Annotated in this window: 20 protein-coding genes and 1 pseudogene; 11 read left to right on the plus strand and 10 right to left on the minus strand. The window is 75.4% G+C overall.

The features are described from left to right. The first annotated feature begins 182 nt into the window (after positions 1–182). Entirely contained in the window at positions 183–1,094 is a 912-nt protein-coding gene (locus ACIP82_RS21660) for a LysR family transcriptional regulator (protein WP_363611522.1), read from the plus strand. A 266-nt stretch (positions 1,095–1,360) separates the two neighbouring features. Here ACIP82_RS21660 and ACIP82_RS21665 read toward each other — a convergent pair whose 3' ends face one another. Beyond that, positions 1,361–1,960 carry a TetR/AcrR family transcriptional regulator gene (locus ACIP82_RS21665; RefSeq protein ID WP_363611573.1) on the minus strand — a complete coding sequence of 200 codons (600 nt, stop codon included), beginning with the start codon at positions 1,958–1,960 and terminating at the stop codon, positions 1,361–1,363. 53 nt (positions 1,961–2,013) lie between these two features. Here ACIP82_RS21665 and ACIP82_RS21670 point away from each other — a divergent pair, with 53 nt between their 5' ends. From ACIP82_RS21670 to ACIP82_RS21680, 3 genes are all read left to right on the plus strand, one after another. Next, the gene (locus ACIP82_RS21670) at positions 2,014–2,877 is read left to right on the plus strand and encodes an alpha/beta fold hydrolase (RefSeq protein ID WP_363611524.1); all 864 of its coding nucleotides are present in this window, start codon (positions 2,014–2,016) and stop codon (positions 2,875–2,877) included. Between the two features lie 170 nt (positions 2,878–3,047). Further along, on the plus strand, positions 3,048–3,734 hold the full coding sequence (locus ACIP82_RS21675; RefSeq protein ID WP_363611526.1) for a ribonuclease H: 687 nt from the start codon (positions 3,048–3,050) through the stop codon (positions 3,732–3,734). A 261-nt stretch (positions 3,735–3,995) separates the two neighbouring features. Then, positions 3,996–4,952, plus strand: a complete 957-nt coding sequence (locus ACIP82_RS21680) for a rhomboid family intramembrane serine protease (RefSeq protein ID WP_363611528.1) — start codon at positions 3,996–3,998, stop codon at positions 4,950–4,952. 188 nt (positions 4,953–5,140) lie between these two features. On the opposite strand, the gene ACIP82_RS21685 is transcribed toward ACIP82_RS21680, so the two are convergent. The 3 genes and pseudogenes from ACIP82_RS21685 to ACIP82_RS21695 all read right to left on the minus strand — a co-directional run. Beyond that, positions 5,141–6,538 (minus strand): FAD-dependent oxidoreductase, encoded by a 1,398-nt coding sequence (locus ACIP82_RS21685; protein WP_363611530.1) that lies wholly within the window; start codon positions 6,536–6,538, stop codon positions 5,141–5,143. 96 nt (positions 6,539–6,634) lie between these two features. Then, positions 6,635–6,802, minus strand: a complete 168-nt coding sequence (locus ACIP82_RS21690) for a PaaX family transcriptional regulator C-terminal domain-containing protein (protein WP_400655511.1) — start codon at positions 6,800–6,802, stop codon at positions 6,635–6,637. A gap of 197 nt (positions 6,803–6,999) precedes the next feature. Further along, positions 7,000–7,143 (minus strand): annotated as a pseudogene (locus tag ACIP82_RS21695) (PaaX family transcriptional regulator); the annotation flags it as partial. Between the two features lie 7 nt (positions 7,144–7,150). On the opposite strand from ACIP82_RS21695, the gene ACIP82_RS21700 reads away from it, so the two are divergent. Further along, on the plus strand, positions 7,151–7,510 hold the full coding sequence (locus tag ACIP82_RS21700) for an amidohydrolase family protein (RefSeq protein WP_400655271.1): 360 nt from the start codon (positions 7,151–7,153) through the stop codon (positions 7,508–7,510). A 22-nt stretch (positions 7,511–7,532) separates the two neighbouring features. Further along, the gene (locus ACIP82_RS21705) at positions 7,533–7,874 is read left to right on the plus strand and encodes an IclR family transcriptional regulator C-terminal domain-containing protein (RefSeq protein ID WP_400655514.1); all 342 of its coding nucleotides are present in this window, start codon (positions 7,533–7,535) and stop codon (positions 7,872–7,874) included. A 59-nt stretch (positions 7,875–7,933) separates the two neighbouring features. Here the strand turns inward: ACIP82_RS21705 and ACIP82_RS21710 are convergent, their stop codons facing one another. Continuing rightward, positions 7,934–8,704, minus strand: coding sequence for a TetR/AcrR family transcriptional regulator (locus tag ACIP82_RS21710; protein WP_400655273.1), 771 nt, complete (start codon positions 8,702–8,704; stop codon positions 7,934–7,936). Positions 8,705–9,227: 523 nt separating this feature from the next. Here ACIP82_RS21710 and ACIP82_RS21715 point away from each other — a divergent pair. The 4 genes from ACIP82_RS21715 (at position 9,228) to ACIP82_RS21730 (ending at position 15,449) form a co-directional block, all read left to right on the plus strand. Beyond that, complete coding sequence (locus tag ACIP82_RS21715; RefSeq protein WP_400655275.1) at positions 9,228–10,676, plus strand: carboxylesterase/lipase family protein; 1,449 nt, start codon at positions 9,228–9,230, stop codon at positions 10,674–10,676. Between the two features lie 391 nt (positions 10,677–11,067). Continuing rightward, on the plus strand, positions 11,068–12,651 hold the full coding sequence (locus tag ACIP82_RS21720) for an APC family permease (protein ID WP_400655277.1): 1,584 nt from the start codon (positions 11,068–11,070) through the stop codon (positions 12,649–12,651). Between the two features lie 89 nt (positions 12,652–12,740). Next, complete coding sequence (locus ACIP82_RS21725) at positions 12,741–14,378, plus strand: amidohydrolase (protein WP_400655279.1); 1,638 nt, start codon at positions 12,741–12,743, stop codon at positions 14,376–14,378. A 171-nt stretch (positions 14,379–14,549) separates the two neighbouring features. Further along, on the plus strand, positions 14,550–15,449 hold the full coding sequence (locus ACIP82_RS21730) for a Gfo/Idh/MocA family oxidoreductase (RefSeq protein WP_363611577.1): 900 nt from the start codon (positions 14,550–14,552) through the stop codon (positions 15,447–15,449). A 112-nt stretch (positions 15,450–15,561) separates the two neighbouring features. Here ACIP82_RS21730 and ACIP82_RS21735 read toward each other — a convergent pair whose 3' ends face one another. The 3 genes from ACIP82_RS21735 to ACIP82_RS21745 form a co-directional block, all read right to left on the minus strand. Next, complete coding sequence (locus ACIP82_RS21735) at positions 15,562–15,798, minus strand: DUF5302 domain-containing protein (protein WP_363611544.1); 237 nt, start codon at positions 15,796–15,798, stop codon at positions 15,562–15,564. A gap of 150 nt (positions 15,799–15,948) precedes the next feature. Then, positions 15,949–17,244, minus strand: coding sequence for a lanthionine synthetase LanC family protein (locus ACIP82_RS21740; protein ID WP_400655283.1), 1,296 nt, complete (start codon positions 17,242–17,244; stop codon positions 15,949–15,951). Then, complete coding sequence (locus tag ACIP82_RS21745) at positions 17,241–20,588, minus strand: lantibiotic dehydratase (protein ID WP_400655285.1); 3,348 nt, start codon at positions 20,586–20,588, stop codon at positions 17,241–17,243. The genes ACIP82_RS21740 and ACIP82_RS21745 overlap by 4 nt, the downstream gene beginning before the upstream one ends. Positions 20,589–20,836: 248 nt before the next feature. Here ACIP82_RS21745 and ACIP82_RS21750 point away from each other — a divergent pair, with 248 nt between their 5' ends. Further along, positions 20,837–20,968 carry a hypothetical protein gene (locus ACIP82_RS21750; RefSeq protein ID WP_363611550.1) on the plus strand — a complete coding sequence of 44 codons (132 nt, stop codon included), beginning with the start codon at positions 20,837–20,839 and terminating at the stop codon, positions 20,966–20,968. 152 nt (positions 20,969–21,120) lie between these two features. On the opposite strand, the gene ACIP82_RS21755 is transcribed toward ACIP82_RS21750, so the two are convergent. Beyond that, the gene (locus tag ACIP82_RS21755) at positions 21,121–22,053 is read right to left on the minus strand and encodes a JmjC domain-containing protein (RefSeq protein WP_400655288.1); all 933 of its coding nucleotides are present in this window, start codon (positions 22,051–22,053) and stop codon (positions 21,121–21,123) included. A gap of 582 nt (positions 22,054–22,635) precedes the next feature. After that, entirely contained in the window at positions 22,636–23,187 is a 552-nt protein-coding gene (locus tag ACIP82_RS21760; protein ID WP_363611554.1) for a DUF2087 domain-containing protein, read from the minus strand. Positions 23,188–23,234: the final 47 nt, after the last annotated feature.

Raw genomic sequence — 23,234 nt, forward strand, 5'->3', positions numbered from 1 at the left:
CTCGCGCCCGGTCAAGTGCCCGCCCCCGGCGGGCCGGGGGGGGCCCGGGGGGGGCGGGCCCCCCCCCCCCCCCCCCCCCCCCCCCCCCCCCCCCCCCCCCCCCCGCCGCGGGCCCCCCCCCCCCCCCCCCCGCCCCCCCACTCCGGGGAGGGCGGGCCGCGCCGCACTGGCAGAATTGGCCCGTGATCGACGCACGACGGCTGCGGACCCTGCGGGCCGTGGCGGACCACCGCACCGTGACCGCCGCGGCGGCCGCCCTCTACCTCACCCCCTCCGCCGTCTCCCAGCAGCTGACCGCCCTGGAACAGGAGACCGGCCACCACCTGCTCGCCCGCGAGGGACGGGGCGTCCGGCTCACCGCCGCCGGGGAGATCCTGCTCGGTCACGCCGACGCCGTCCTCGCCCAGCTCGAACGCGCCGAGGCCGACCTCGCCGCCTACAGCGCGGGCGTCGCGGGCGAGGTCACCGTCGCCTCCTTCGCCACCGGCATCGCCCTCGTCCTCGCACCCGCCATCGGCACCCTGGTGACCCGTGCGCCCGGCGTCCGCCTCAAGGTGCTGGACGCCGAGGGGGACGCCAGCCTTCCGATGGTCCTCGACGGGCGGGCCGACCTCGCCGTGGCCGTCGAGTACCGGGGCGCGCCGCGCGCCGACGACGCCCGGCTCACCCGCGTGCCGCTGTACGCCGAACCGTTCGAGGCGGTGCTGCCGCTCGCCCACCCGCTGGCGGCCGGCCGGGGCCCGATCGCCGTCGCCGACCTCGCCGCCGAACCCTGGATCGGCCCCTACCCCGGCAACCCCTGCCACGACGTGGTCCTGCTGGCCTGCGAGCACGCGGGTTTCCAGCCACGCCTGGTGCACTCCTCGGACGACTTCCGCGCGGTGGTCGCGCTGGCGTCGGCCGGTGCCGGTGTCGCCCTGGTGCCGCGCTCCGCGCTGCGCGGGGTGGACCTCGGCCAGGTCGCGGTGCGGCCGGTGGACAGCGCCCTCGCGACCCGCCGGGTCTTCGCCGCGGTCCGGGCCGGGGCGGACGGACACCCGCTGATCCGTCCGGTGCTGGACGCCCTGGCCGAGGCGGCGGCGGCCACCGGGTGAACGACGGGACCCTCGCTGACATCGAGGAATGCGCCTACCTCTGGGACGGGTCGGAGCCCGGCCGGGTTCTCCGCCGGGGCGGGATCGTCGACATCCCGACGATCTTCAACCGGATCACCCGCATGGTCCTGCTGATGGAGGACGGCGATGAACGGCGTGCGGTGACGGAGCGGATGCTGGACCACGGCGTTCCGCTGCCGGACGGCATCGGCCGAGGAACAGCCGGAAGGGGCGGGCCCAGTGGGCGGGTGGTCGGCTGTCCCGGCTCAGGGCGATCGGAACAGCTCGTCCAGGTGATGGGTGAGGATCGCCAGCGCGGCGTCGCCGGTGCGCTGGCCGCCGAGCACGCTTGAGCCCAGGCCGTTGACCAGGGCCAGCAGTCCGGCGGCGGTCATCTCGGGGTCCTTGCCGGGGTCGATCTCCCCGGCCTGCCGGGCGGCGCGGATCTGCTTGGCGAGGAAGCCCTCCAGCAGGTCGGGCTGGGCCGTCCCGTGCTTCTCCAGCACTTCGGGATCGCTGAGCACCAGCGTGTAGTACGCGGCGTAGGTCCTGGTGATCCGGCGGCTCTCCGGATCGGTCGGCAGGATGCTCGACAGGACCGCGGTCACCAGGCCGCGCGGTGTGGGCGGGGAGCCCGCCGCGCCGATCCACTGCGCCATCCGGGCCTGGATCTGGGCGCCGAGCCGGTCCAGCGCGTCCAGCAGCAGCCCTTCCTTGGTCGCGAAGTAGTACTGCACCAGCCGCAGGGAGACGCCGGCCTCGGCGGCGACCGCCCGCATGCTGGCCGACTGCAGACCCTGGGTGTCGGCGATGCGCAACAGCGCCTCGGCGATCTGCCGTCTGCGTTCCTCGTGATCGACCCGCACGTTCATGTGCACCTCCCTGGTACACCCGTATCATGTCGTGATACACACGTATCATGCGAATCAGCCAGTTCAGGAACGACCAGGCCAGGGACCGATTTCGGGCCGCCTACGAGCGGACTCTGGCGGACCTGTGGCCCGGGCCCCGGACGGCGCTGGACCTTCCGACCACGTTCGGGACCACCCGCGTCTACCGAACCGGCCCGCAGAGCGGCGAGCCGATCGTGCTGCTGCCCGGCTCGGGCGGAAACGCGCTGATGTGGTACCGGTACATCGACGTGCTGGCTCGGCACCGCCCGGTCATCGCCGTCGACGCGATCGGCGAGCCGGGCGCGAGCGTGCAGACCGCCCCGATCGGCGACGGCCGGGACGGAGCCGACTGGCTGGACGAACTCCTGGCCGCACTGGAGGTGACGGCCGCCCAGGTCGTCGGCTGCTCCTACGGCGGCTGGCTGGCGCTCAACCACCAGATCCACCGCCCCGGCCGGGTCGCCTCCCTCACCCTGCTGGACCCCGCGGGCTTCGCCGGCACCGGCCCCCGGTTCTACGCCTGGCTGGTCGCCGGCGGACTCGCCGCGGCCGCGCCGCGCCCGCTCCGCCCCCGGCTGGCCCGCCTGGTCGGCAACAGCGCCATCCTGGAGAGCGAACTGATGAGCCTGCTGCGGGCGTCGATGGGATTCCGCCGCGCACTCCCGGTGCCCCCGGTCTTCTCCGACGAGGAACTGCGCCGCCTGCGTGTCCCCGCGCTGTTCCTGCTCGGGGCGCGCAGCGCCATGCACGACGCGCGCGAGGTCGCCGACCGCCTCGGCCGGCTCGTCCCCTCCGCCCGGGTGGAGATCGTGCCCGGCGCCGGCCACGCCTTGCCGACCGACCGGCCGGACCTGGTGGCCGACCGCATCCTCCACACCGCCGGACGGTAGTGCCACCGGGCCGGTCCCGGCGGGCCGCCGCCGATGAGCCGCGGCCGGCCGGGAGCCCCCGTCGCGGCAGTGCCGCCCGGATCGGGCTTTCGGCCGCGGTCCTCGGGTGCGCGGGCGGGGTCGGTGGCCCCTGTTTTCGAGGCGGGTGCCGGGCCTGGCATGATCGGTGCATGGTCGAACGAGTCATCGCAGCCTGTGACGGAGCCGCCAAGGGCAACCCCGGCCCGGCGGCCTGGGCCTATGTGGTTGCGGACAGTGCCGGGGCTCCCCAGCGCTGGCAGTCCGGTCCGCTGGGGCACAGCACCAACAACGTCGGTGAGCTGACCGCGCTGGAGCGACTGCTGGCCGCGACGGATCCCGCCGCGCCGCTGGAGGTCCGTCTCGACAGCACGTACACCCGCGACGCGGCGACGAAGTGGCTGGCGGCGTGGAAGCGCAACGGCTGGAAGACCGCGGCCGGCAAGCCGGTGGCCAACCGCGAGCTGATCCAGCGCATCGACGCGCTCCTGGAGGGGCGCGACGTCACCTTCGTCTACGTCCCCGCCCACCAGGTGAACGGCGACCCGCTGAACGCGGTCGCCGACAAGGCCGCCAGCGATGCCGCCCGTACCCAGGAGGGTGCCGGTGGCACCGCTGCCGACCTCCCGGTACCGGATCCCGTTCCGGCCCCGGCGCCGCGGGGCGGGCGCCGCGCCTCCTCGCCCGCGGCGAAGAGGACGTCCTCGGGCGCTCCGAGGACGCTGTCCGCGCGATACCCCGGGACGTGCGCGTGCACCCGCCCCTACGCCAAGGGCGACACGATCACCAAGGTCGGCACCGGCTGGGGACACCCGCAGTGTGCGGGTGCGCAGGCCTGAGCCCCGGCCCGCGGCCGTACCCGGGGCGTCGTCACCGGCATGACGGCAGGTAGGGGGACCTGAGCACCTGAGCCCGTCGTACCCCGGCGGGCCGACGCCGCCCGAGGGCCCGCCGGCGGATCGTGACGGCCCCTGCTCCGCCGTCACCTGCGCGGTTTCGCTATCTTGTTCGCTGCATCGCCGCGAAGCCGTGGCCATCGGGTCGCGGTCGCCACGTCGCGGCCGCGCAACCCGCCGTCAGGATCCCGGAGCCCACTTTCCATGGACGCCGTACCCGTCGCCGAGGGGCCGCAGGCCCCCGAGACGCCGCCCACCACCTGTTTCCGGCATCCCCGCCGGGAGTCGTACATCCGGTGCACCCGGTGCGAGCGCTACATATGCCCCGACTGCATGCGGGACGCGCCGATCGGCCACCAGTGCCCGGAGTGCGTGAGGGAGGGGCAGCGCAGCGTCCGGCAGGCCCGGACGGTCTTCGGCGGACGGCTCGTCAGCACGCCGGTGCTGACGTACCTGCTGATCGGCGTGAACGTCCTGGTGTACCTGCTGGAGCTGGTCCGGCCCTGGGTGGTCGAGCGCTTCGAGAACCTCGGCCAGGGAGTGCTGGGGCCGGACGGCCACCTGTACGTCGTCGAGGGCGGGGTGCTGCCGCCCGGCTTCCACGAGGCCGGGGTCGCGCACGGCGAGTGGTACCGGCTGATCACCTCGGCCTTCATGCACCTGCCCGCCACCGAGGGGCGGTTCGGCATCGCGCACATCCTGCTGAACATGTACTCGCTCTGGCTGTTCGGCCGGGTGATCGAGCATCAGCTCGGCCGCACCCGCTTCCTGGCGCTCTACCTGACCGCCGCTCTCGGCGGCTCCGTCCTCGGGTACGTGGTCGCGCCCGAGCAGGCCTCGCTGGGCGCGTCCGGGGCGATCTTCGGCCTGGTCGGGGCGTACTTCCTGATGACCCGGCGGATGCACCACGATCCGCTCGGCGGCGGACGCCAGCTGGTGGGCTCGCTGCTCTGGCTGGTGCTCTCGGCCGGCTACACCTCCTGGCAGGGCCACCTCGGCGGACTGCTGGCCGGCGGCGCGCTGGGGGCCGCCCTGGTCTTCGCGCCCCGTACCGGCCGGGCGGCGGTGCAGACGGCCGGGGTCCTGGTGGTGCTCGCCGTGCTGGTACTGCTGGTGGTCGGCAAGACCTCCGAGCTGTCCGCCGCCTCCCCCTGGGGCTGACGGGCCGTACGGGCGGTCCGTCAGCGGGCGGGGTCGGCCGGTGGCCGGACCCGAACGCCTCCCGGGCGGGGTCGACAGATCGCGTCGAGAAACCACGATCGGTCGCCCGGCGGGTCGGGAACCGCCGGGCGACGCTCAGGAACGTCCGTGCTGTCAGCTGTCAGCTGTCAGCTGTCAGCTGTCAGCTGTCAGCTGTCGAAGCCGAGGCCGAAGCGGTCGAGGGTGCGCAGCCAGAGGTTGCGCCGGCCGTTGTCGGCGTCGGCGCGGGTGAGCGCCCACTGGGTGATGCCGATGCCGATCGAGCGGGCCGGCTCGGGCGGGAAGGGCACCGGCTTGCGCCGGACCATCTCCAGAGCGGTGCGCTCGGTGCGCTCGCCGGCCAGCAGATCGAGCATCACCTCGGCGCCGAAGCGGGTGGCGCCGACGCCGAGGCCGGTGAAGCCGGCGGCGTAGGCGACCCGGCCGCCGTGCGAGAGGTCGAAGAAGGCGCTGAACCGGGTGCAGGTGTCGATCGCACCGCCCCAGGCGTGGCTGAACCGGACGTCGGCCAGCTGGGGGAAGGTCTGGAAGAAGTGCCCCGCGAGTGTCGCGAAGGTCTCCGGCCGCTGGTCGCGCTCCGCCCGGACCCGGCTGCGGAACTGGTGGACCACGTCGTACCCGCCCCACAGGATGCGGTTGTCGGCGGAGAGCCGGACGTAGTGGAAGTGGTTGGCGCTGTCGGCGAAGCCCTGGCGGTTGCGCCAGCCGACGGAGGCGAGCTGTTCCTCGCTGAGCGGCTCGGTCATCAGCGCGTAGTCGTAGACCGGCACGGTGTAGAGCCGGTGGCGGCGCAGCAGCGAGGGGAAGGCGTTGGTGGCGAGGGCGACGCGCCGGGCGCCGACCCGGCCGTACGGGGTGCGGACGGTGATCCCGCGCGGGGAGTCGGTCAGCGCGGTGGCCCGGGTGTGCTCGTGGATGCGGACGCCCAGGTCCAGGCAGGCCTGCTTGAGGCCCCAGGCGAGGCGGGCGGGGTTGACCATGGCCACGCCCTCGCGGTCCCACAGGGCGCCGAGGAAGGCGGGGGAGTCGATCTCGGCGCGGACGGCCTGGCGGTCGAGGAAGTCGAGTGTGCCGCCGTAGCGGGCGGCGAGTTCGGCGAACTCGTGCAGGCCGTCGACCTGGTAGGGCTCGGTGGCGACGACGAGTGAGCCGGTGCGCTCCCAGTCGCAGTCGATGCCGTACCGCTTGACGGTGTCCTCCATGGCCTGCAGGTTGGCGGCGCCGAGCCGCTCCAGCGTGGCGAGTTCGCCCGGCCAGCGCTGGTGCCCGTTGGCGAGGCCGTGGGTGAGGCTCGCCTCGCAGAACCCGCCGTTGCGCCCGGAGGCGGCCCAGCCGATCTCCTGCCCCTCGATCAGCACCACGTCGAGTGAGGGGTCGCGTTCCTTGGCGATCAGCGCCGTCCACAGCCCGCTGTAGCCGCCGCCGACCACCAGCAGGTCGCACCGGACGTCACCGACCAGGGCGGAGGCGGCCGTGGGACGGCCGGGGTCGTCGAGCCAGAACGGTACGGGCTGGGTGTCCTGGAGGGCGCGGACGGGGTCGGCCATGGCGGTGGCTCCTTCGGTGCATGGAGGGTCAGGGCCTCTGGATACGGTCATCAGACCGCCGGGCCGCTTTCAACGTCAATGGTGTTGACATAAGCCTCACGCCGCCGGGACCTCGATCCGGTCCAGGATCTCGGCGGCGATCGCCTCGGCCCCCGGCTCGTAGCGGTGCGCCGGGTCGCGGAACAGCCGCTCGGCGGCCTCGGCCGGCCAGTCGGCGGGCAGATGCCCGGCCGGCAGGTGCGGATCGCCCCGGACGAGGTCCAGTCAGTCGGTGTGCAGCAGGAGCCGGCGGGCCAGGTCGTCCTCGGCCGGGCGCCGGGCTCGGCGCCGCCCCAGCGGGCCAGGAAGGCGCGGTAGCCGACGGCGGTCGAGGCGAGGTCGAAGGCGGCCGGCAGGCCGGCGGCCTCGGTGGGGGCGGCGGCCCGGCCGTGGAAGATCCGCAGGTGGCCCTCCAGCCCGAGCCCCTCGACCAGGGCGGCCACGTCCACCTCGCCGGGTGCCGTCCACAGGCCACTCTGAAGCGGGGCGAGCCCGCCCCGGACCAGCCGGGAGCGCAGGTCGTGCCGTTCGCGGCGCCAGGCCCCGGGGAGGGAGAAACCGACCACCGTCCAGGTGCCGTCCCACTCCCGGTTGACGGCGCCGGTGCGCCAGATCCGGCCCCTGGTCGAGGAGTTCGGGGTGAAGGGCTTCAAGTTCCACCCCAGTATCCAGGCCTTCCACCCCAATGACCGGCTCTCCTACCCGCTGTACGAGGCCATCGAGGAGGCCGGTGCGATCGCCGTCTTCCACACCGGCCAGACCGGGATCGGCGCGGGCGCGTCCGGGGGCGGCGGCATCCGGCTCGAGTACTCCAACCCGATGGACGTGGACGACGTCGCCGCCGACTTCGCCGCGCCGCCGATCAAGGACGAGGTCCGCCCGAAGATCCTCAAGGAGAACGCGGCCCGGCTGCTCGGCCTCGACGGGAGGTGAGGAGGCCCATGCGCAACCAGGGCTGACCGAATCCGAACGCGCCTCCCGGCTCGGCGACATGACGACCCATCAGTTCACCTCCGCCACCGTGGCCGACCCCGCCGCCCTCGCCGCCACCATCACCTCCGCCGCCCGCGACGGTCGCGCCCTGGTCGACCAGGAACTGGAAGAAGGCCTGCGCTCGCTCGCCGTCCCCGTCCACGACGGCCACGTCGTCGCCGCCGTCAACGTCGCCCTCCACGCGGGCCGTGGCACCCCCGCCGAAACCCGCGCGATCCTCCTCCCGCCGCTGCGCGAAACCGCCGCCGCCATCACCGCCGACCTCGCCACCGTCCGCCGCTGGTCCGGACCGCCGATCCCCTGACTCGCCGTAGGGCGGTCTCCGTGCCGCGGATGGCACGGTCGGCAGCGTCGGCGACGCGATCAGGGTCCTGTTCGGCGGGCCTCCTGGCTGCCGGACGGCCCCGGTGCTTCGAGTCGGCTCCGCCGCGTGCCCGCCGCAGGGAGGCGGGCCGCGGCGGCGTCGAGGAGGAGGTCGAGGGCGTAGGGGTAGCCGCTGCGGCGCATGTCGGTGGCGAGGAGGTGGGCCGTGGCGGCGATGTGGGGGTGGGTGGTGGCGTCGAGGCGGGCGTAGGAGGCCTGCCAGACCTCGAGGTCCGCTGTCTGGGCGGCGACGGGCAGGGCGAGGGCGGCGGCGTCGAGGGCGGCGAAGCCGAGGCTCTGGTCGACGAAGGCGTGGTAGATCCGGACGGCCTCGGGGTCGGGGAAGCCCGCCGCGCGCAGGATTCCGAGGAGGGTTTCGACGGCGGCGATCTCGTGGGTGCGGCCGGTGGTGCGGTGGGCGGCGAGCAGGGCGGCCTGCGGGTGGGCCTGGTAGGCGGAGTGGATGCGCAGGCCGAGGGAGCGCAGATCGGCGCGCCAGTCGCCGGTGGGCTGCCAGCCGGCCCGGGCGCGGCCGATGAGTTCGTCGGCGACGGCGAGCAGCAGGTCGTCGGTGCTGCGGAAGTAGCGGTAGACGGCGCTGGGGTCGGCGCCGAGCGCGGCGCCGAGCCGCCGTACGGTGAGCGCTTCGGCGCCGTGCTGGCCGATCAGCCGGAGCGCGGTGTCGACGATCAGCTGCGCGGAGAGGACGACACCCTGCTTGGTGGGCCGCCTGCGCCGCCGCTGGGGCTCGGGGACTACGCGTTCGCTCATGCCGGGAAGGCTATGTCAACGTCCTTGACGTAGGAAGGGCCGGACGGAGGAGGGCCGGATCTCCAGCAGGGTGGGGACGAGCGCGCCGGTCGGTTCCCGGCTGCCGCTCTCCAGGGCGGCCATCAGCAGCTCGATGCCCTTCTCCGCGACGAGGGCGGGCTGGAGGCTGAGCGTGCTGACCGGGGGGGGTGTCGGCGGCGGAGGCGTCCTCGCTGGCGCGGACCAGCAGCAGGTCGTGCGGGACGGCCCGGCCGGCTCTCCGGCAGCCCAGCGGATCCGACAGCTTCGACATCACGCTCGGCGTCTGCGAGCACCGAGACCGCCCCGGGCGCCGACGCCACCGCCCTGCTGCGGGACGGCCGCATCTCCGTCACCCCCGTCACCGCCGATCGCACCTATGGTGTCCGCACGGTTGACCCCCAGGAGCTCAACCGGCTCCGGCACTACATCGAGCACGAGGCCCCGCGCCCGTGACCCCAACGCGGGGCCCCGAGCCCGTGACCCCCAGCGGAAAGAGCAGAGCATGACCACCGCAGGACCGCAGGACCACCCGGTCGTCCCGACCCGCCAGGGCCCGGTGCGCGGCGAGCGCCGCGCCGGCGGCAGCGTCCGCTTCCTCGGCGTCCCGTACGCCCAGCCGCCCGTCGGCGACCTGCGGTTCGCCGCGCCCGTACCGCCCCGGCCGTGGACCGGGGTGCTGGACGCGACCGCCTACGGGCCGACCGCCCAGCGCCGCCCGTTCGGCGAGGTCACCACCATCCCCGAGCCGACCATCCCCGGCGGGTCCATCCTCAACCTCAACGTCTTCACCCCGGATCCCGCCCCGGCCGCCGGCCTGCCGGTGCTGGTCTGGATCCACGGCGGCGGCTTCGTCGCCGGCTGCTCCGCCAGCCCCTGGTACGACGGCGCGGCCTTCAACCGGGACGGCGTGGTCGTGGTCTCGATCGGCTACCGACTCGGCATCGAGGGCTTCCTGCACCTGCCGGACGCCCCCGACAACCGGGGCGTGCGGGACTGGATCGCCGCGCTGGAGTGGGTCCGCGACAACATCACGTCCTTCGGCGGCGACCCGGCGAAGGTCACCGTCGCCGGGCAGTCGGCGGGCGGCGGCGCCGTCCAGACGCTGCTCGCGACCCCGGCCGCCCGGGGGCTGTTCCGCGCGGCGATCTCGGCCTCCGGCGCGGTGATGCGGCCGCAGGACCGCGCCTGCGCGGAGTCCGCCACCCAGCTGTTCGCCGACCGCACGGGGGTGCCCGCCACGGCGGCCGCCCTGCGGGACGCCACCGACGCGGAGCTGCTGGCCTTCCAGGACGCGCTGGACGCCCCCGGTGAGGGACGGGACGGGCTGCCTGCGCTGCTCCTCGCGCCCTTCGCCGATGGCGAGCTGGTCCCGGTGCCGGTGCAGGAGGCGCTGGCCGACGTGGACGTGCCGCTGCTGCTCGGCTTCACCGCGCACGAGTTCGCGGCCCCGGCGGAGCAGGGCGCTTCCCCGACGGAGGCCGAACTGATCAGCCTGCTCGCCGAGTTGGGACTGGACGACAGCCGTGCCGCGCGCTTCCTCACCGAGCGCCCGGGAGCGGGCGGCGGCGAGGCGATCACCGACTGGCTGTTCCGCGCCCCCGCCCTGGCGGCCGCCGACGCCCGGTCCGAGGGCGAACGCCCCACCTGGCTCTACCAGTTCGACTGGTCGGGCACCGCTCCCGGTCGCACCGGGCAGGCCTACCACTGCATCGACCTGCCCTTCGCCTTCGACCTGCTGGACGCCGAGGGAGCCGAGGCGGCCCTCGGCGCCCACCCGCCGCAGGCGCTGGCCGACGCCGTCCACGGCGCCTGGGTCGCCTTCGTCCGCGACCTCGACCCGGGGGCGGCCTGGCCGTCGTACCGGGACGGGCGCGCCACCATGCGATGGGGTGTCGAACCCCGGGTGGAGCGCGACCCGTTGCGCGCCGTCCGGGAGATCTGGCTCCTCTGACGCGGGGAACCGGGGGAGTCTACGTGCGGCCCGGAGTTCGGGACCTGCCTCCCGCCCGGGCCGCCCGGTCTGCTGCTCGCCCTGATCGCGAGGAGAGGCCGGGGCCGGCACAGTCGACCGCCCCACCTGAGGCAACCGGAGCGGGACGGGCGACCGCGCCCGCCGACACCGTCGGCGGGCGCGGTCGTGTCTTCCCGGCCTCGGTCCACCGGCCCGTCGGCGCCTGCGCGTCGGCTCGGTCTTCTCCGTCGCCGCCGCGGTTCGGGAGTCACCCGCTCGGCCACGGGCGCGCTTATGACAACAGCATTGACCTGTGAAGGGCTTGCGGGTTGCATGGCCTGCCACCGGCCCGTTCGGCCGAACCCCCCCCCACGAAGACGGCGGTGACCCGTTGGCAAACTTGCTCAACGACGCGGGCCCAGACCCGAGAACCCGGACCACCCGGCCCGCACTGCGCAGGTCGCTGGGCGTCGGCGGCGCCGTGGCGCTCGCCGCATCGAGTACGGCGGCCACCAGCAGTATCGGCATCGGACTCGGTCTGATGGCAGGCATCGTCGGTCTGCACCTGCCGGCGATCATGGGACTGGCCTTCCTGCCCGTCCTCGCCATCGCGGGCGGCTACGGACGGCTCAACCGGGTCGACCCCGACGCCGGGAGCAGCTACCGGTGGGTGGGCGCGGCCCTCAACCCCTGGCTGGGCTTCCTGACCGGCTGGGTCAACATCCTCGGCACGGTCGTGTTCATGGCCTACACCACCACGGTGACCGGATCCGCGCTGATCCAGCTGCTCGGTGCGGCCGACGTGCACAGTGTCGCGGGCCTGTCCCTGAGCCCGGACTCCACCCTTCAGTGCACCGCCCTCGGCATGGTCGTGCTGATCGCGTCGGCGCTGGTCGCGGTGCGCGGGCTCGACCTCGCCGCCCGGCTGCAGAAGTACCTGCTGATCTTCGAGTACGTCGTGCTGCTCGGCTTCTGCGGATACGGCCTGTTCGCCGGCGACCAGCCCTTCTCGCTCGACTGGTTCAATCCGCTGGCCATCCCCTCGTTCCACGCCCTCGCCCAGGGCATGGTGCTCGCGGTGTTCTGCTACTGGGGCTTCGAGTCGGTCTTCAGCGTGGGCGAGGAGGTCCGCGACCCGCGCGACGCCTCGCGCGGCGGCTTCATCGCCCTCACCGTGATGATGCTGCTCTTCGTGCTCGCCGGCACCGCCTTTCAGCGCGTTCTCCCCATCGACGAGTTGGTCGGCAACGGGGCGCAGGGCCTGACGTACTTCGGTAACCGGCTCGCCGACCAGCCGCTCGCCGCACTGCCGCTGATCGCCCTGACCTTCTCGGCCATGGCCTCGCTGCAGGCCTCCGTCGTGCCCACCGCGCGCGGAATGTTCGCGATGGGACGCGACGGCACCCTCGGACCCGTCTGGACGCGCCTGCACCCCCGCCACGGGACCCCCGCCGCGGGCACCCTGCTGGTCACGGCGATCGCCACCGCCCTCGCCCTGCTGTCGCTGGTCATTCCCACCGTCAGCTCGCTGATCTCCGCCACGGTCAACGCGATCGGCATCGTCGTCGCCCTCTACTACGCCCTGACCGCCGTCGCCGCCGCCGTCCGCTTCCGGTCCCTGCTGCGCACCTCGCCCGTCGAGGCGCTGCGGGCGGTCGTCGCCCCGCTGCTCGGCGCGGCCACCCTGCTCGGCGTCGGCGGATACCTCGCCTGGAGCTTCTACGACTCGGCCGACCACTTCGAACTCTCCGCGGAAAACGGCTGGTTCGAGCTGCTGATCCCGGTGCTGATGGTCGGCTCCGGCCTGCTGGCCGCCGCCTGGGCCCGCTGGCACCGCCGATCGCCGTACTTCACCGCCGGGTTCGGAGCGGGCAATGCCGACAGCCGGGCCGGTGCCGACAGCCGGGCCGGCGACGACGGCCCGCTCGCCGCCGACATCCCGGCCGGCAGCGGCAGTTCGGCCCGCACCGTCTGACGGACGCTGCGCGGTCCCGTCCGCGCGCTGCGCCGCCCTTTCCCACCGCGGTCCCCCCGAAGACCGCCGACCCCAGTTGGAGCACGTCCATGCACCAGGCAGACCTGGTATTCACCCACGGTCCCGTCCACACCGGGGACTCCGCCCGGACCCGGGCGAGCAGCCTCGCCGTGACCGGGGAGCGGATCACGGCCGTCGGCCACGACGAGGTACGGGAGCTGATCGGCCCGAAGACCGAAGTGATCGACCTGCGAGGCAAGTTGCTGCTCCCGGGCTTCCAGGACTCGCACATCCACGCCGTCTACGGCGGCGTGGAGCTCGCCCAGTGCGACCTCACCGGCACCACCGGTGTCGACGAGTACCTCCGGCGCGTCCGCGAGTTCGCCGATACCCACCCCGAGCGGGCGTGGATCACCGGCGGCGGCTGGTCGATGGAGAGCTTCGACGGCGGCCTGCCGACCCGGCAACTGCTCGACTCCGTGGTCCCCGACCGCCCGGTCTACCTGCTGAACCGCGACCACCACGGCGCCTGGGCCAACACCCGCGCGCTCGAACTCGCCGGTCTCACCCGGCAGAGCCCGGACCCGGCCGACGGCCGGATCGAGCGGGAGCAGGACGGCACGCCCAGCGGCGTCCTCCAGGAGGGCGCCACCGGCCTGGTCGCCCGGCTCGTCCCGCCGACGAGCGCGGCCGAACGGCTGGCCGGGCTGCTGCGGGCCCAGGCGCTGCTGCACTCGCTCGGCATCACCGGCTGGCAGGACGCCCTGCTCGGCGAGTTCAACGGCCAGCCCGACCCCTCGGACGCCTATCTCGCCGCCGCCCGGGACGGCTCCCTCACCGCCCGGGTCACCGGCGCCCTCTGGTGGGACCGCGATCGGGGCGCGGAGCAGATCCCGGAGCTGGTCGCCCGGCGGGCGGCGCTGCGCCACGGCCGCTTCCGGGCGGACTCGGTCAAGATCATGCAGGACGGCATCGCGGAGAACTTCACCGCGGCCCTGGGCAGCCCGTACCTGGACGCCTGCGGCTGCGCCACGGCCAACTCCGGTCTGAGCTTCGTCGATCCGGTGGCCTTGCGGTCCTACGTCACCGAGCTGGACGGGCTCGACTTCCAGGTGCACTTCCACGCGCTGGGCGACCGCGCGGTGCGCGAAGCGCTGGACGCCGTCGAGGCCGCTCGGGCCGCCAACGGCCGCCGCGCGACCCGGCACCACCTCGCCCATCTGCAGGTGGTCCACCCCGACGACGTGCCACGCTTCGCCCGGCTCGGCGCGATCGCCAACATCCAGCCGCTGTGGGCCGCCCATGAGCCGCAGATGGACGAGCTGACCATCCCCTTCCTCGGTCCCGAACGCGCGGCCTGGCAGTACCCGTTCGGTTCCCTGCTGCGGGCCGGTGCCACGCTCGCGGCCGGCAGCGACTGGCCCGTCAGCAGCCCCGACCCGATCGCCGGCCTGCACGTCGCGGTCAACCGGATGGAGCCCGAAGCCACCGACGGCCGGGTCTTCCTTCCCGAGCAGCGCCTCGACCTGGCGAGCGCCATCGCCGCGTACACGGCGGGCTCGGCCCACGTCAACGGCCTGGACGACACCGGGATTCTGCGGGTCGGCCGGCTGGCGGACCTGGTGGTGCTCGACCGCGACGTCTTCGCCGCGCCGGCGGAGGAGATCTGCGAGGCCAGGGTCCTCCGGACCTATACGGGGGGCGCGTTGGTGCACTCGGCCGAGTGAGGTCCGGCGTCCTGGCCGTGGCCCCTCGTCCGCCCCGTCCTCCGCACGTGACACGTGCGGAGGACGGCCCCGGCTGTCGCCGCTGCCCGACGCGTAGGGTGGATCCGCCTGATGACCGTCCGTCCCGTAGCAGGAGCTTCCATGAGTGAGACCGCCGTTCCCGATGCCGTGCTGCCGGTCGGGGTGATCGGCCTCGGCGACATCGCGCAGAAGGCCTACCTGCCGGTCCTCACCGCCCTGCCCGGACTGGACCTGCGGCTGATGACCCGGGACCGGGCCAAGCTCGACCGCCTCGGCGAGACCTACCGGATCGCCGCCGGGCACCGCTTCACCGACCTCGGTGAGCTGATCGGCTCCGGCATCCGGGCCGCCTTCGTGCACGCCGCCACCGACCAGCACGTCCCGATCGTCGAGCAGCTGCTCACCGCGGGCGTGGACGTCTACGTGGACAAGCCGCTCGACTACACCCTGGACGGCGCCCGCCGGCTGGTGGACCTCGCCGAGCGCACCGGCCGCTCGCTCATGGTGGGCTTCAACCGCCGCCACGCCCCGGGCTACCTGCTCGCCAAGGAGCGCCCGCGGGACCTGATCGTCCTGCAGAAGAACCGCGAGGGCCTGCCCGAGGCGGCCCGGTCCCTGGTCTTCGACGACTTCATCCACGTGGTGGACACCCTGCGGTTCCTGGTGCCCGGCGAGATCGAGCACGTGGACGTCCGCTCCCGCACCCGCAACGGTCTGGTGGAGCACGTCGTCCTCACCCTCGCCGGTGAGGGCTTCACGGCGCTGGGCATCATGAACCGCGTCTCCGGTTCGACCGAGGAGATCCTCCAGGTCTCCGGCGCGGATTCCAAGCGCGAGGTGGTCAACCTCGCCGAGGTGATCGACCACCGCGGCCAGCCCACCGTCCGCCGCCGTGGCGACTGGGTCCCGGTGGCCCGCCAACGCGGCATCGAGCAGGTGGTGCAGTCCTTCCTGGAGGCCCTCCGGGCCGGAAAGACCCTCACCGCCCGCGACGCGCTGCGCACCCACGAGCTGTGCGAGCTGATCGTCGAGCGGATCGAGTCCGCCTGACACCGGCGGCGGCCCGGCCCCGCCGGGCCGCGACCCGCGCCGGGCGCCCCGCTACGAGCGAGGGGCGGGCGGTCTCGTCCGAGACCGCCCGCCCTGTTCACCCCGGTGAGGCTCAGCCGCCGCTCTTGCGGCGGAAGTTGCGCTTGCCGCCGGCCGCGCTGTGCGCACCGTGGATCTTGCCGTCGGCGCCCGGGCCGCCGCCCGCGCCGTCCGTGCGGACGCCGTGCTTGCGCTCCAAGGCGGCGAGGAACTTCGCCTTGACGTCGTCCTGGGCGGGCGCGGCGGCCTCGCCGGCCGCGGGTGCCTCGGAAACGTCGGTTGCCGCTATGTCATGCGTATCGCTGCTCATGCAGGACCTCCTGGACGGGGTGGAGCCGGATCACGCGCTCACCGCACACAATGCCACGTCCCGGGGGGTGCGCCGGCCGCGCGGCCACCGGCCGGCCCCTCAGGTCCGTCGACGTGAGGGGCCCGGCCGGTGCGGCGGACCGGCAGATCATCAGCAGATCAGCAGGAAAGCGTCCCATTCCTGGCCGGTGTCGCCGGCACGGGCGTGGGCGTGCAGGGCGAGGGCCGCGCCCGCCGTCCCCTCCAGCAGGCCGGACGGCCCGTCGGCACCGAGCGCGGTGTCGAGCCCGGCCGCGACCGCGGCGGCGAGCGCGGGCAGGTGCGCGGCCAGCTCGGCGGATCCGGACTCCTCGGCCATGCGCTGCGCGATCCGCAGCAGGCCGCCGGTGCCGTGGCAGAGGCCGGGACCGTCGAGATTCCAGCCGGACGGGTCGCGCAGCGTGTCGGCCAGGGCCGCGACGGCGGTGGCCCGCCAGTCGGAGCGGCCCAGGGCGGTGCCCGCCAGGAAGAGCGCGCGGGCCGCACCGGGGGTTCCGTAGCACCAGGCCGCCCGGGTCGGCGGGTCGGCGGGCAGCCGGCCGGCCTCCTCGTCCTCGACGCGCACGGTCATCGGCCAGGAACCGCCGGTGCCGGGGTGGGCGGTGTCGGCGTGGGCGGTACCGGGGCCGCCGGTGCCGGGGCGGGCGGGGACCCGCCGGGCGGCGAGCCAGCCCGCCAGCGCCTCGATCGCCTCGTCCTGGCCGGGCACGCGTGCGCCGTGCAGCCGGGCCAGCGCCAGCAGCGCGAGCGGTCCCGGAACCCCGTGTGCCAGACCGAGGTTGAGATGGCCCCGGGGGTGCTCCGGATCCGCGCCGGGCAGCCCCGGTCCGCCGGCGGTCCACCAGCGCGGCAGCACGCCGTCGCCCGGCCCGGCCAGTTCGACCAGCGCGGTGAGCAGGTCGGCCAGCGCCGGTCCGTGCGGCTCCAGTGCGAGCAGCAGCCGGCCGAGGCCCGCCGAGCCCGAGACGGTGTCGAAGGTGTGCGCGCGCAGGCCCGCGCCGGCGGCCAGGTCGGCGCGGAGCCCCGCGGTGCGGCCGGCGGCGGCCTGCCGGACCCGGGGCACCAGCCCGTCGAGCAGCGTGCGGTACTCGTCGGGGCGCCGGGCCATGGTGCGGGCGGCGAAGGCGATCGCGGCGGCACCGGAGTAGAGCCCGCCGCCCCGCATCGCCCCGGGGGACCGCACGGCGGCGGCGAGGTGCCCGTGTGCGGCGCGGCGCAGCCCGGCGTCGTCCTCGCCCAGGACGGCGAGCGCGAGCGCGGCACCGCTGCGACCGGAGCCGAGCGCGTGCGCCGCGCCCTGCGGCGAGCCGCCGGGCCCGCCGTCGGCGGCCGGGCCGCCCGGCGGCTCGGCCGCGTCGGGCCTGCTGAGCAGCTCGGTCACCGCGCGCACGGTCTCCGTCGCATTCATCGTGCCTCCCTCGGGCTCGACCGGCGGGCCCGGTGGGCCTCGACGGCTCCTCTGGCCAGCGCGTAGGCCCGGCGCTCGGCCTCGCGGTCGATCCCGACCAGCCGGTTGTGGCCCATGTGCAGCAGCGAGGCCAGCACCGGGTCGACCGACGGCGGGTCCAACCGGGCCGCGTACCGCGCGAGTTCGGCCGCCCGCTGCTGCCAGGCCGCGAGCAGCGCGGGATCGGCGGGCAGCAGGCCTCCGGCCGGGGCGGTCGGCCCGTCGGGGCCGATCGCCCGCAACGCGGCCGCGCGCAGGGCCCGGAACGCCTGGTGGTGCTCGTGCGACTTCGGGTACACCGCGGCCAGCCACGCGCCGGCCGACGGTCCGCCGGGTGCGCCTGCCAGGGGCCGGGGTCCGGCTCCGGGACCACGTGACCCGGCGACGGTGTCGGTGTCGGCGGCAGGACGGTCCGCCGGCGGCCCACCGCGGCCGGCCAGGAAGGACTGCGCGGTGCCGGCGATGTTCACGGCGGCCAGCAGCTCCCGGGAGAGCCCGCGTTCGGCCCGGGCCAGCCGCAGCGCGGCGAGCGCGACCAGACTGTCGGCGTGGAAGACCCGTTCGGCGTCCGCGAGCACCTCGGCGCCGCCGTAGCGGTCGGTCTCCGGGGCGTAGCTCTCCAGGCGCAGGTCGGCGGCGAGCCCGGCCCGGCGCAGTTCCAGCGCCCAGTCGTGCAGCGCGGGCAGCAGGTCCCCGGCGAGGGCCTGCGGTGCGCCGTGGAAGCGCAGTCGCAGATGCGGTGCCGGGTCCTGGTAGCGGATGAAGAACCAGCGGTCCACCTCGCCCGGCAGCGTGCCGACCAGCCGGGGCAGGTGGTCGGCCAGGATCTCGTCCTGACGTGCCTCGGTGGCCACCAGCCGGGCGAACAGCCAGGAGCCGCCGGGCAGTTCGACGGTCCGGTGGTGCCGGGCGGGCAGCGGGCGGCGGGGCCGGGCCGCCGCCGGCGGGGTCGCCCTGCGGCGCAGCGGGACCACCAGCTCGGCGGTCCGCGCGCCGTCCGGCCCGCGCAGCCAGCCGCCGTCGCCGACGGGGGCGAGTTCCTCCTGGAGCACGGTGGGCCCGGCGGAGCGCGCCTGGCTGTGCAGCAGCTGCTGGTGCCACGGGAGGTCGAGGTCCAGGCTGATCCGCTGGTCGCCGCTGACCAGCCGGACGGCGGCCGGCACCCCCCAGCGGCGGCGCCAGCGGGCCAGCCCCTCGGCCCACTGCTCGAACGGGGCCGAGGCGGCGGGGACGGGCGCGGTCAGCCGCCAGGCGGCCGGGGCCAGCACCACCCGGCCCCGGCGGACCCGGGGCAGCGCGGGCGTGCTGCTCGCCGCGCCCCAGTCCCAGGGCTGCCAGGGCCGCTGCCCGGTCAGCGTCACCTCCTGAAGGAAGCGGGCCGCGTTGGGCGCGCCGCTGCGCAGGTTGAGCGCGTGATGGGTGGTGGCCCTGACCTCCCGGCCGAGGCGGCGGGAGTACACCGCGAGCCGCTCGGGATCGGCCAGCACGACCAGGTCGTCCAGCGGCAGCACGGCGGGGCCGCCCGGGTCGGCGAAGGCGCTGACCACCACCCGGTGGTCGAGCCAGCGCGGGGTCAGCGCGATGTTGGCGTGGCGCGGACGGTACGGGGTGAACTCCAGGTGCGCTTCGAGCGCGTCGTCGTCGCCGGCCCCGGCGGCCTCGGCCAGCAGCGCCGCACCGGCGAGGGCCGGGTCGTCCGCCGGCGCACCCGCACCCGGCGCACCCGCGACCAGGGTGGCGAAGCGGCCGAAGGTGGCCCCGGCGCGGTCGCTGCCGGCCACCGGGGAGAGCACGAGTCGGAAGTCCCCGGCGTCCAGCGCCTCGACGGAGTCCGCCGCCAGTTCGGCGTACAGCTCCAGGGAGGCGGGAGGGGTGTCGGCGGCGCCGTCCGTCCCGTCGCGCGGCGGCGTCAGCCGGGCCAGCAGGTCGTCGTCCAGGACCACTTCGGGCAGCAGGCCGTCCGGCCCCCGGTCGGCGAGGGCGCCCGCCGCCAGTTCGGCCAGCAGCCGGTCGCGGGCCGCGTCGGCGTCGGTACGGGCGCGGGACGGCTGCGGGTTGGCCGAGCCGCGCCCGCCGGCCGGGCGCCGGTAGCCGGCCGGCGGCCCCAGGCCGGTGTCGGGGTCGAGCAGTTCGGCCAGCGGGACGGGGCTGTCCGTCCCGTACCGCTCGATGAACTCCACGTGGTACGAGCGCAGATGCTCGGGTGCGGTGGTCGGCGGCGACAGCCGCCAGAGGACCGCGGCGGCCTGCTCCAGCTCGGTGCGGACCTGGTTCGGCAGGACCACCTCGGCGTCCAGCGCGAGGTCCGCGTGGAGCGGGCGGTCCGCCGGGGCGAGCCGGGTCATCCGGGCCCGGGCCTCGCGCAGCAGGCCGGTGGCCCGTCCGCGCGGCAGGGCGGCGGCTCGCGTCAGCACGTCCCGGACGGCGGCGAGTTCGGCGTGCACCGGGTGGCCGGCGGGCAGCCGGTCGAGGACATGGCCCAGCAGGTCGGTGCTGTCCGGCGGGGGCGTCAGGTCGGTGAGCAGGAAGCCCTGTCCGACCAGCGAGCGGACCAGCGCCGCGACCGCCTCGGCCGGGGCCGCCGGGAACTCGGCGGCCAGCGCGGCGAGCAGTTCGGCGTGCCGGACCGGTTCTGCGGCGGCCTCGACCGCGGCCCGGACCACGGCGGTGGCCCGGACGGTCCGCTCGGCGACCGGCTGCGCCTCGGCGCCGGCGCGGGGCCGGCCCTCGGGCAGGTAGGGCAGGACCAGCCGGTCACCGCGCAGGCGGGCCTGCTGGTCCACGGCCAGCCGCAGCCCGGGCAGCACCGCCGGGTCGGTCCGCAGCCGGTCCAGCAGGGGGAGCAGCCAGCCGAGGTCGGGCCGGAAGGCGCGGCGGTCCGCCCCGTCCCAGCGGACCTTGGCCGCCGCGTCGAACCGGGCCGGTGCGACGGCGGCCATCAGTCCGAACGGGGTCGGCCGGGTGGCCATCCGCAGCCGGTAGCGGCTGACCGCCTCGGCCGCCCGGCGCAGGGCGGCGGGGCGGGGCGTGGCGCCGGCGGCGGTCTGGTCGAGCAGGTCGGCCAGGGAGGGGCTGGAGACCTCGATGGCCTCCCGCAGGGCCGGGTCGGCGGCGGCCCCGGCGAGAAGGGCCCGCAGCGCGGCGCCGTCGGGCCCCGGCGTCGGCGAGTGTGCCGGGCCGGCCGGGTGCTCGGGGCCGGCCGGGACCGTGCGGCGCTGCGAGCGCGGCAGCGCCGGTGTCCGCAGCAGGACCGGGCCGGTCGCGGTGAAGGGTCCGTCCTGCCGCGTTCCGTGCGTCTCGCCCACCGTGCTCCTCGTGCCGCGTGCCGATGCCGTCACCGCCGTGGTGCGGGCGTGGGTCGCGCCCCTGACGACGGGTCGGGTCGTGTCTATCCCGGAGATCGAAAGCTGTCTACTGTTGATCGAGGGCTGTCAATAGTTGGCTGAATTTGTCTATTCATCTGTGCGCAGTCATTGTCGGACCCATGCACGAGTGCCTAGCGTCCGCATCAGTTCGCCGCGGTCAGTCGCGGCACTGACGAAGGGAGGCCCCCATGGCCACCGACATGCAGGAGCTGTTCGACCTCGACGTGCAGGACCTGGTCTCGGCCGAGATCGGCGAGCAGGAGGAGGCTGTCATCAGCATCTCCTGTGAGGGGTCCTGCACCCGCCCGTACTGCATCTGATCCAGAGGCAGCACCGGTACCGGAGGGCGCGGTTGCCCGGACCGTTCATTCGGTCCGGGCGGCCGCGCCCTTGCGCGTCCAGGCAGGCCAGAGGGCACCGGCGGATCGCCGGTGCCCTCTGCCGTTCCGCTCCGCCGTTCCCGGCCGTCCGCTCAGCCGCCGGCGGCCAGCGGTCCCCGGCCCGACGCGGCCGGACCGTCGTCCGCCACCGGCCCGGGCAGCGGCCCGGGCAGCGGTCCCCGGGCCAGCCGCAGCAGTTCCTCCGGGGTCAGCCCGGCCAGCCGGGCGCGGCCCAGCCGGAGCACCTCGGCGGCCGTGGCCAGCAGCTCCGCCGTGGTCGCCGGGCGCTCCGGCAGTCCGTCCGCCCAGCCGCCGCCGGCCAGCCACTCGCCGACGGCGCCGCGCAGCTGTCCGGTGCCCACCTCCCGGACGGTGAACGAGAGGTGCACCGACAGCCCCTGACGGCCCGTCGCGCTGTGCGGGGCACCTCGCGGCACGTACAGCACCTCACCGGGCCGGAGCACCGTGCTGAGCGCCACCGCCCCGGGCTCCGGGGCCAGCCCCGGGCGCCAGCGCCCGTCGGCGGGGGACTCGTGGACCGTCCACTCCTTCTCCCCGGCGAGCTGCACGACCAGCACGTCCGCGTCGTCCCGGTGCACGTCCAGCCCGCGTTGGCCGGCACCCGTGGCGAAGCAGAACGCCTCGGTCCTGCGGCCCAGTTCGACCGCGATGTCGGCGGCCAGCGCGCGCACGGGCGCGTGCCACTGGTCCAGCTGCGGCAGCAGCAGCGAGGCGCCCTCGGCCAGCAGGGCGGCGATCCGGACCGGATCGGCGAAGCCGTCCTCCCGGCGCCCGGCCACCGTCCGGACCGTGCAGAACTCCGCGGCCGGGACGACCGCGCCGGCCTTGACCATCTCGACGTACGGCACCCGCAGCAGGCCGCCCCACAGCACGGCGTCCAACTCGCTCGGCCGGGGCAGCCCGGGCGGCCACTCGGCGGTGCGGAACACCTCCGGCCGGCGTTCCTCCAGCATCCTGGCGAAGGCCGCCGTGTCCCCCACCAGACCGGCCAGTACTCGTGTCATCGTCCATTCCCTCCATTCGGCGGCCCACCACCTGCTGACCGCTGGATAACCTACGGGTGAACACCGGGAATCGGTTCACCGACCGGTTCGCCGCCCGACCGGGACCGGTCGGCTTCACGCCACATCGGGACGGTCGGCGCGCACCACCCGCCGAACCCGCCCTCAGGACGGATCGCCGCCCCGACCGGGCGGCCGGCGGTCACGCCGTCGACGGCCACCGGCACCCCCGGCCGCCGGCCGGATCCCGGTCCTCGCTGGTCAGCGCGGTCCGGAAGGGCGGACCTGGCCCGCTCCCGGCGCGGGCCCGCACCGGCCGCCGCCCCCGGCGCCACCCCCGACCGGCCGGCCGGCGCCGGCGCCGCCCCGAACGCACGCTCCGGTCGATCCGGGCACGCGTGGGGAACATCACATCCGCGGGGACCGGCCTTGGCGTGGACCGGGTGGTCCACCGGTTGCCGGGAGGAACGGCCGGCCGCGACGGCCCGGCGCGGCCTGAGCGGAGTCGGCGGCGGAGTCGGCGGGAGACTTCGGAGGGGTGACGACGGGTCCTGCGTGCGGGGGGTTCACGCAGGACCCGTTGGCTCATGGCTGGGTACCGTCCACCGGCGTGGCGAGCCGGTAGCGGCCGGCGTCGCGCTGAAGGGCCCCGGCGTCGACGAGGCTGCGCCGCAGGGAGACGGCATCCGGCGCGCCGTCCGCGCACCACGGCTCCAGCCGGTCGGTCACCGTGCGCTCGTCGTACTCCTCCGCGCGCTCGAAGGCCGTCTCCGCCACGTGCCGCAGCACCGCCGGGCGGGCCTCGTCGCCCTCCTCCGGCAGCCTGACCAGGACATCGCCGCGCACGAAGCCGCGCAGGCGCGGGTCGGGCTGCTCGGCGGCGGCCTGCTCCTCCTGCCGGGCCGCCGCGGTCGCGGCCGCCGTGGCGAGGGCGTCGCCGTCCAGGGTGAGCCGGCCGCGCCCCTGGGTGAGCACTCCGGCCCGGACGAGCTGCCCGATGGCCTTGGCGGCCTCCGGAGTGGCGAGCCCCGAGGCGCCGAGGATCTCCGAGGAGGTCTCCGAGCCCAGGGCGACCGCGGCGAACACGCGCCGCAGGGTGGGGTCGGACAGGACAAGGGTGAGTTCTTCAGGTGTCATCAGTCTGTTCGCTTCCTGCTGCCGGGTGCCGGCGGCCTGGACGGCCC

The sequence above is a fragment of the Kitasatospora sp. NPDC088548 genome (assembly GCF_044753005.1).
In the GTDB taxonomy this organism is placed as follows: domain Bacteria; phylum Actinomycetota; class Actinomycetes; order Streptomycetales; family Streptomycetaceae; genus Kitasatospora.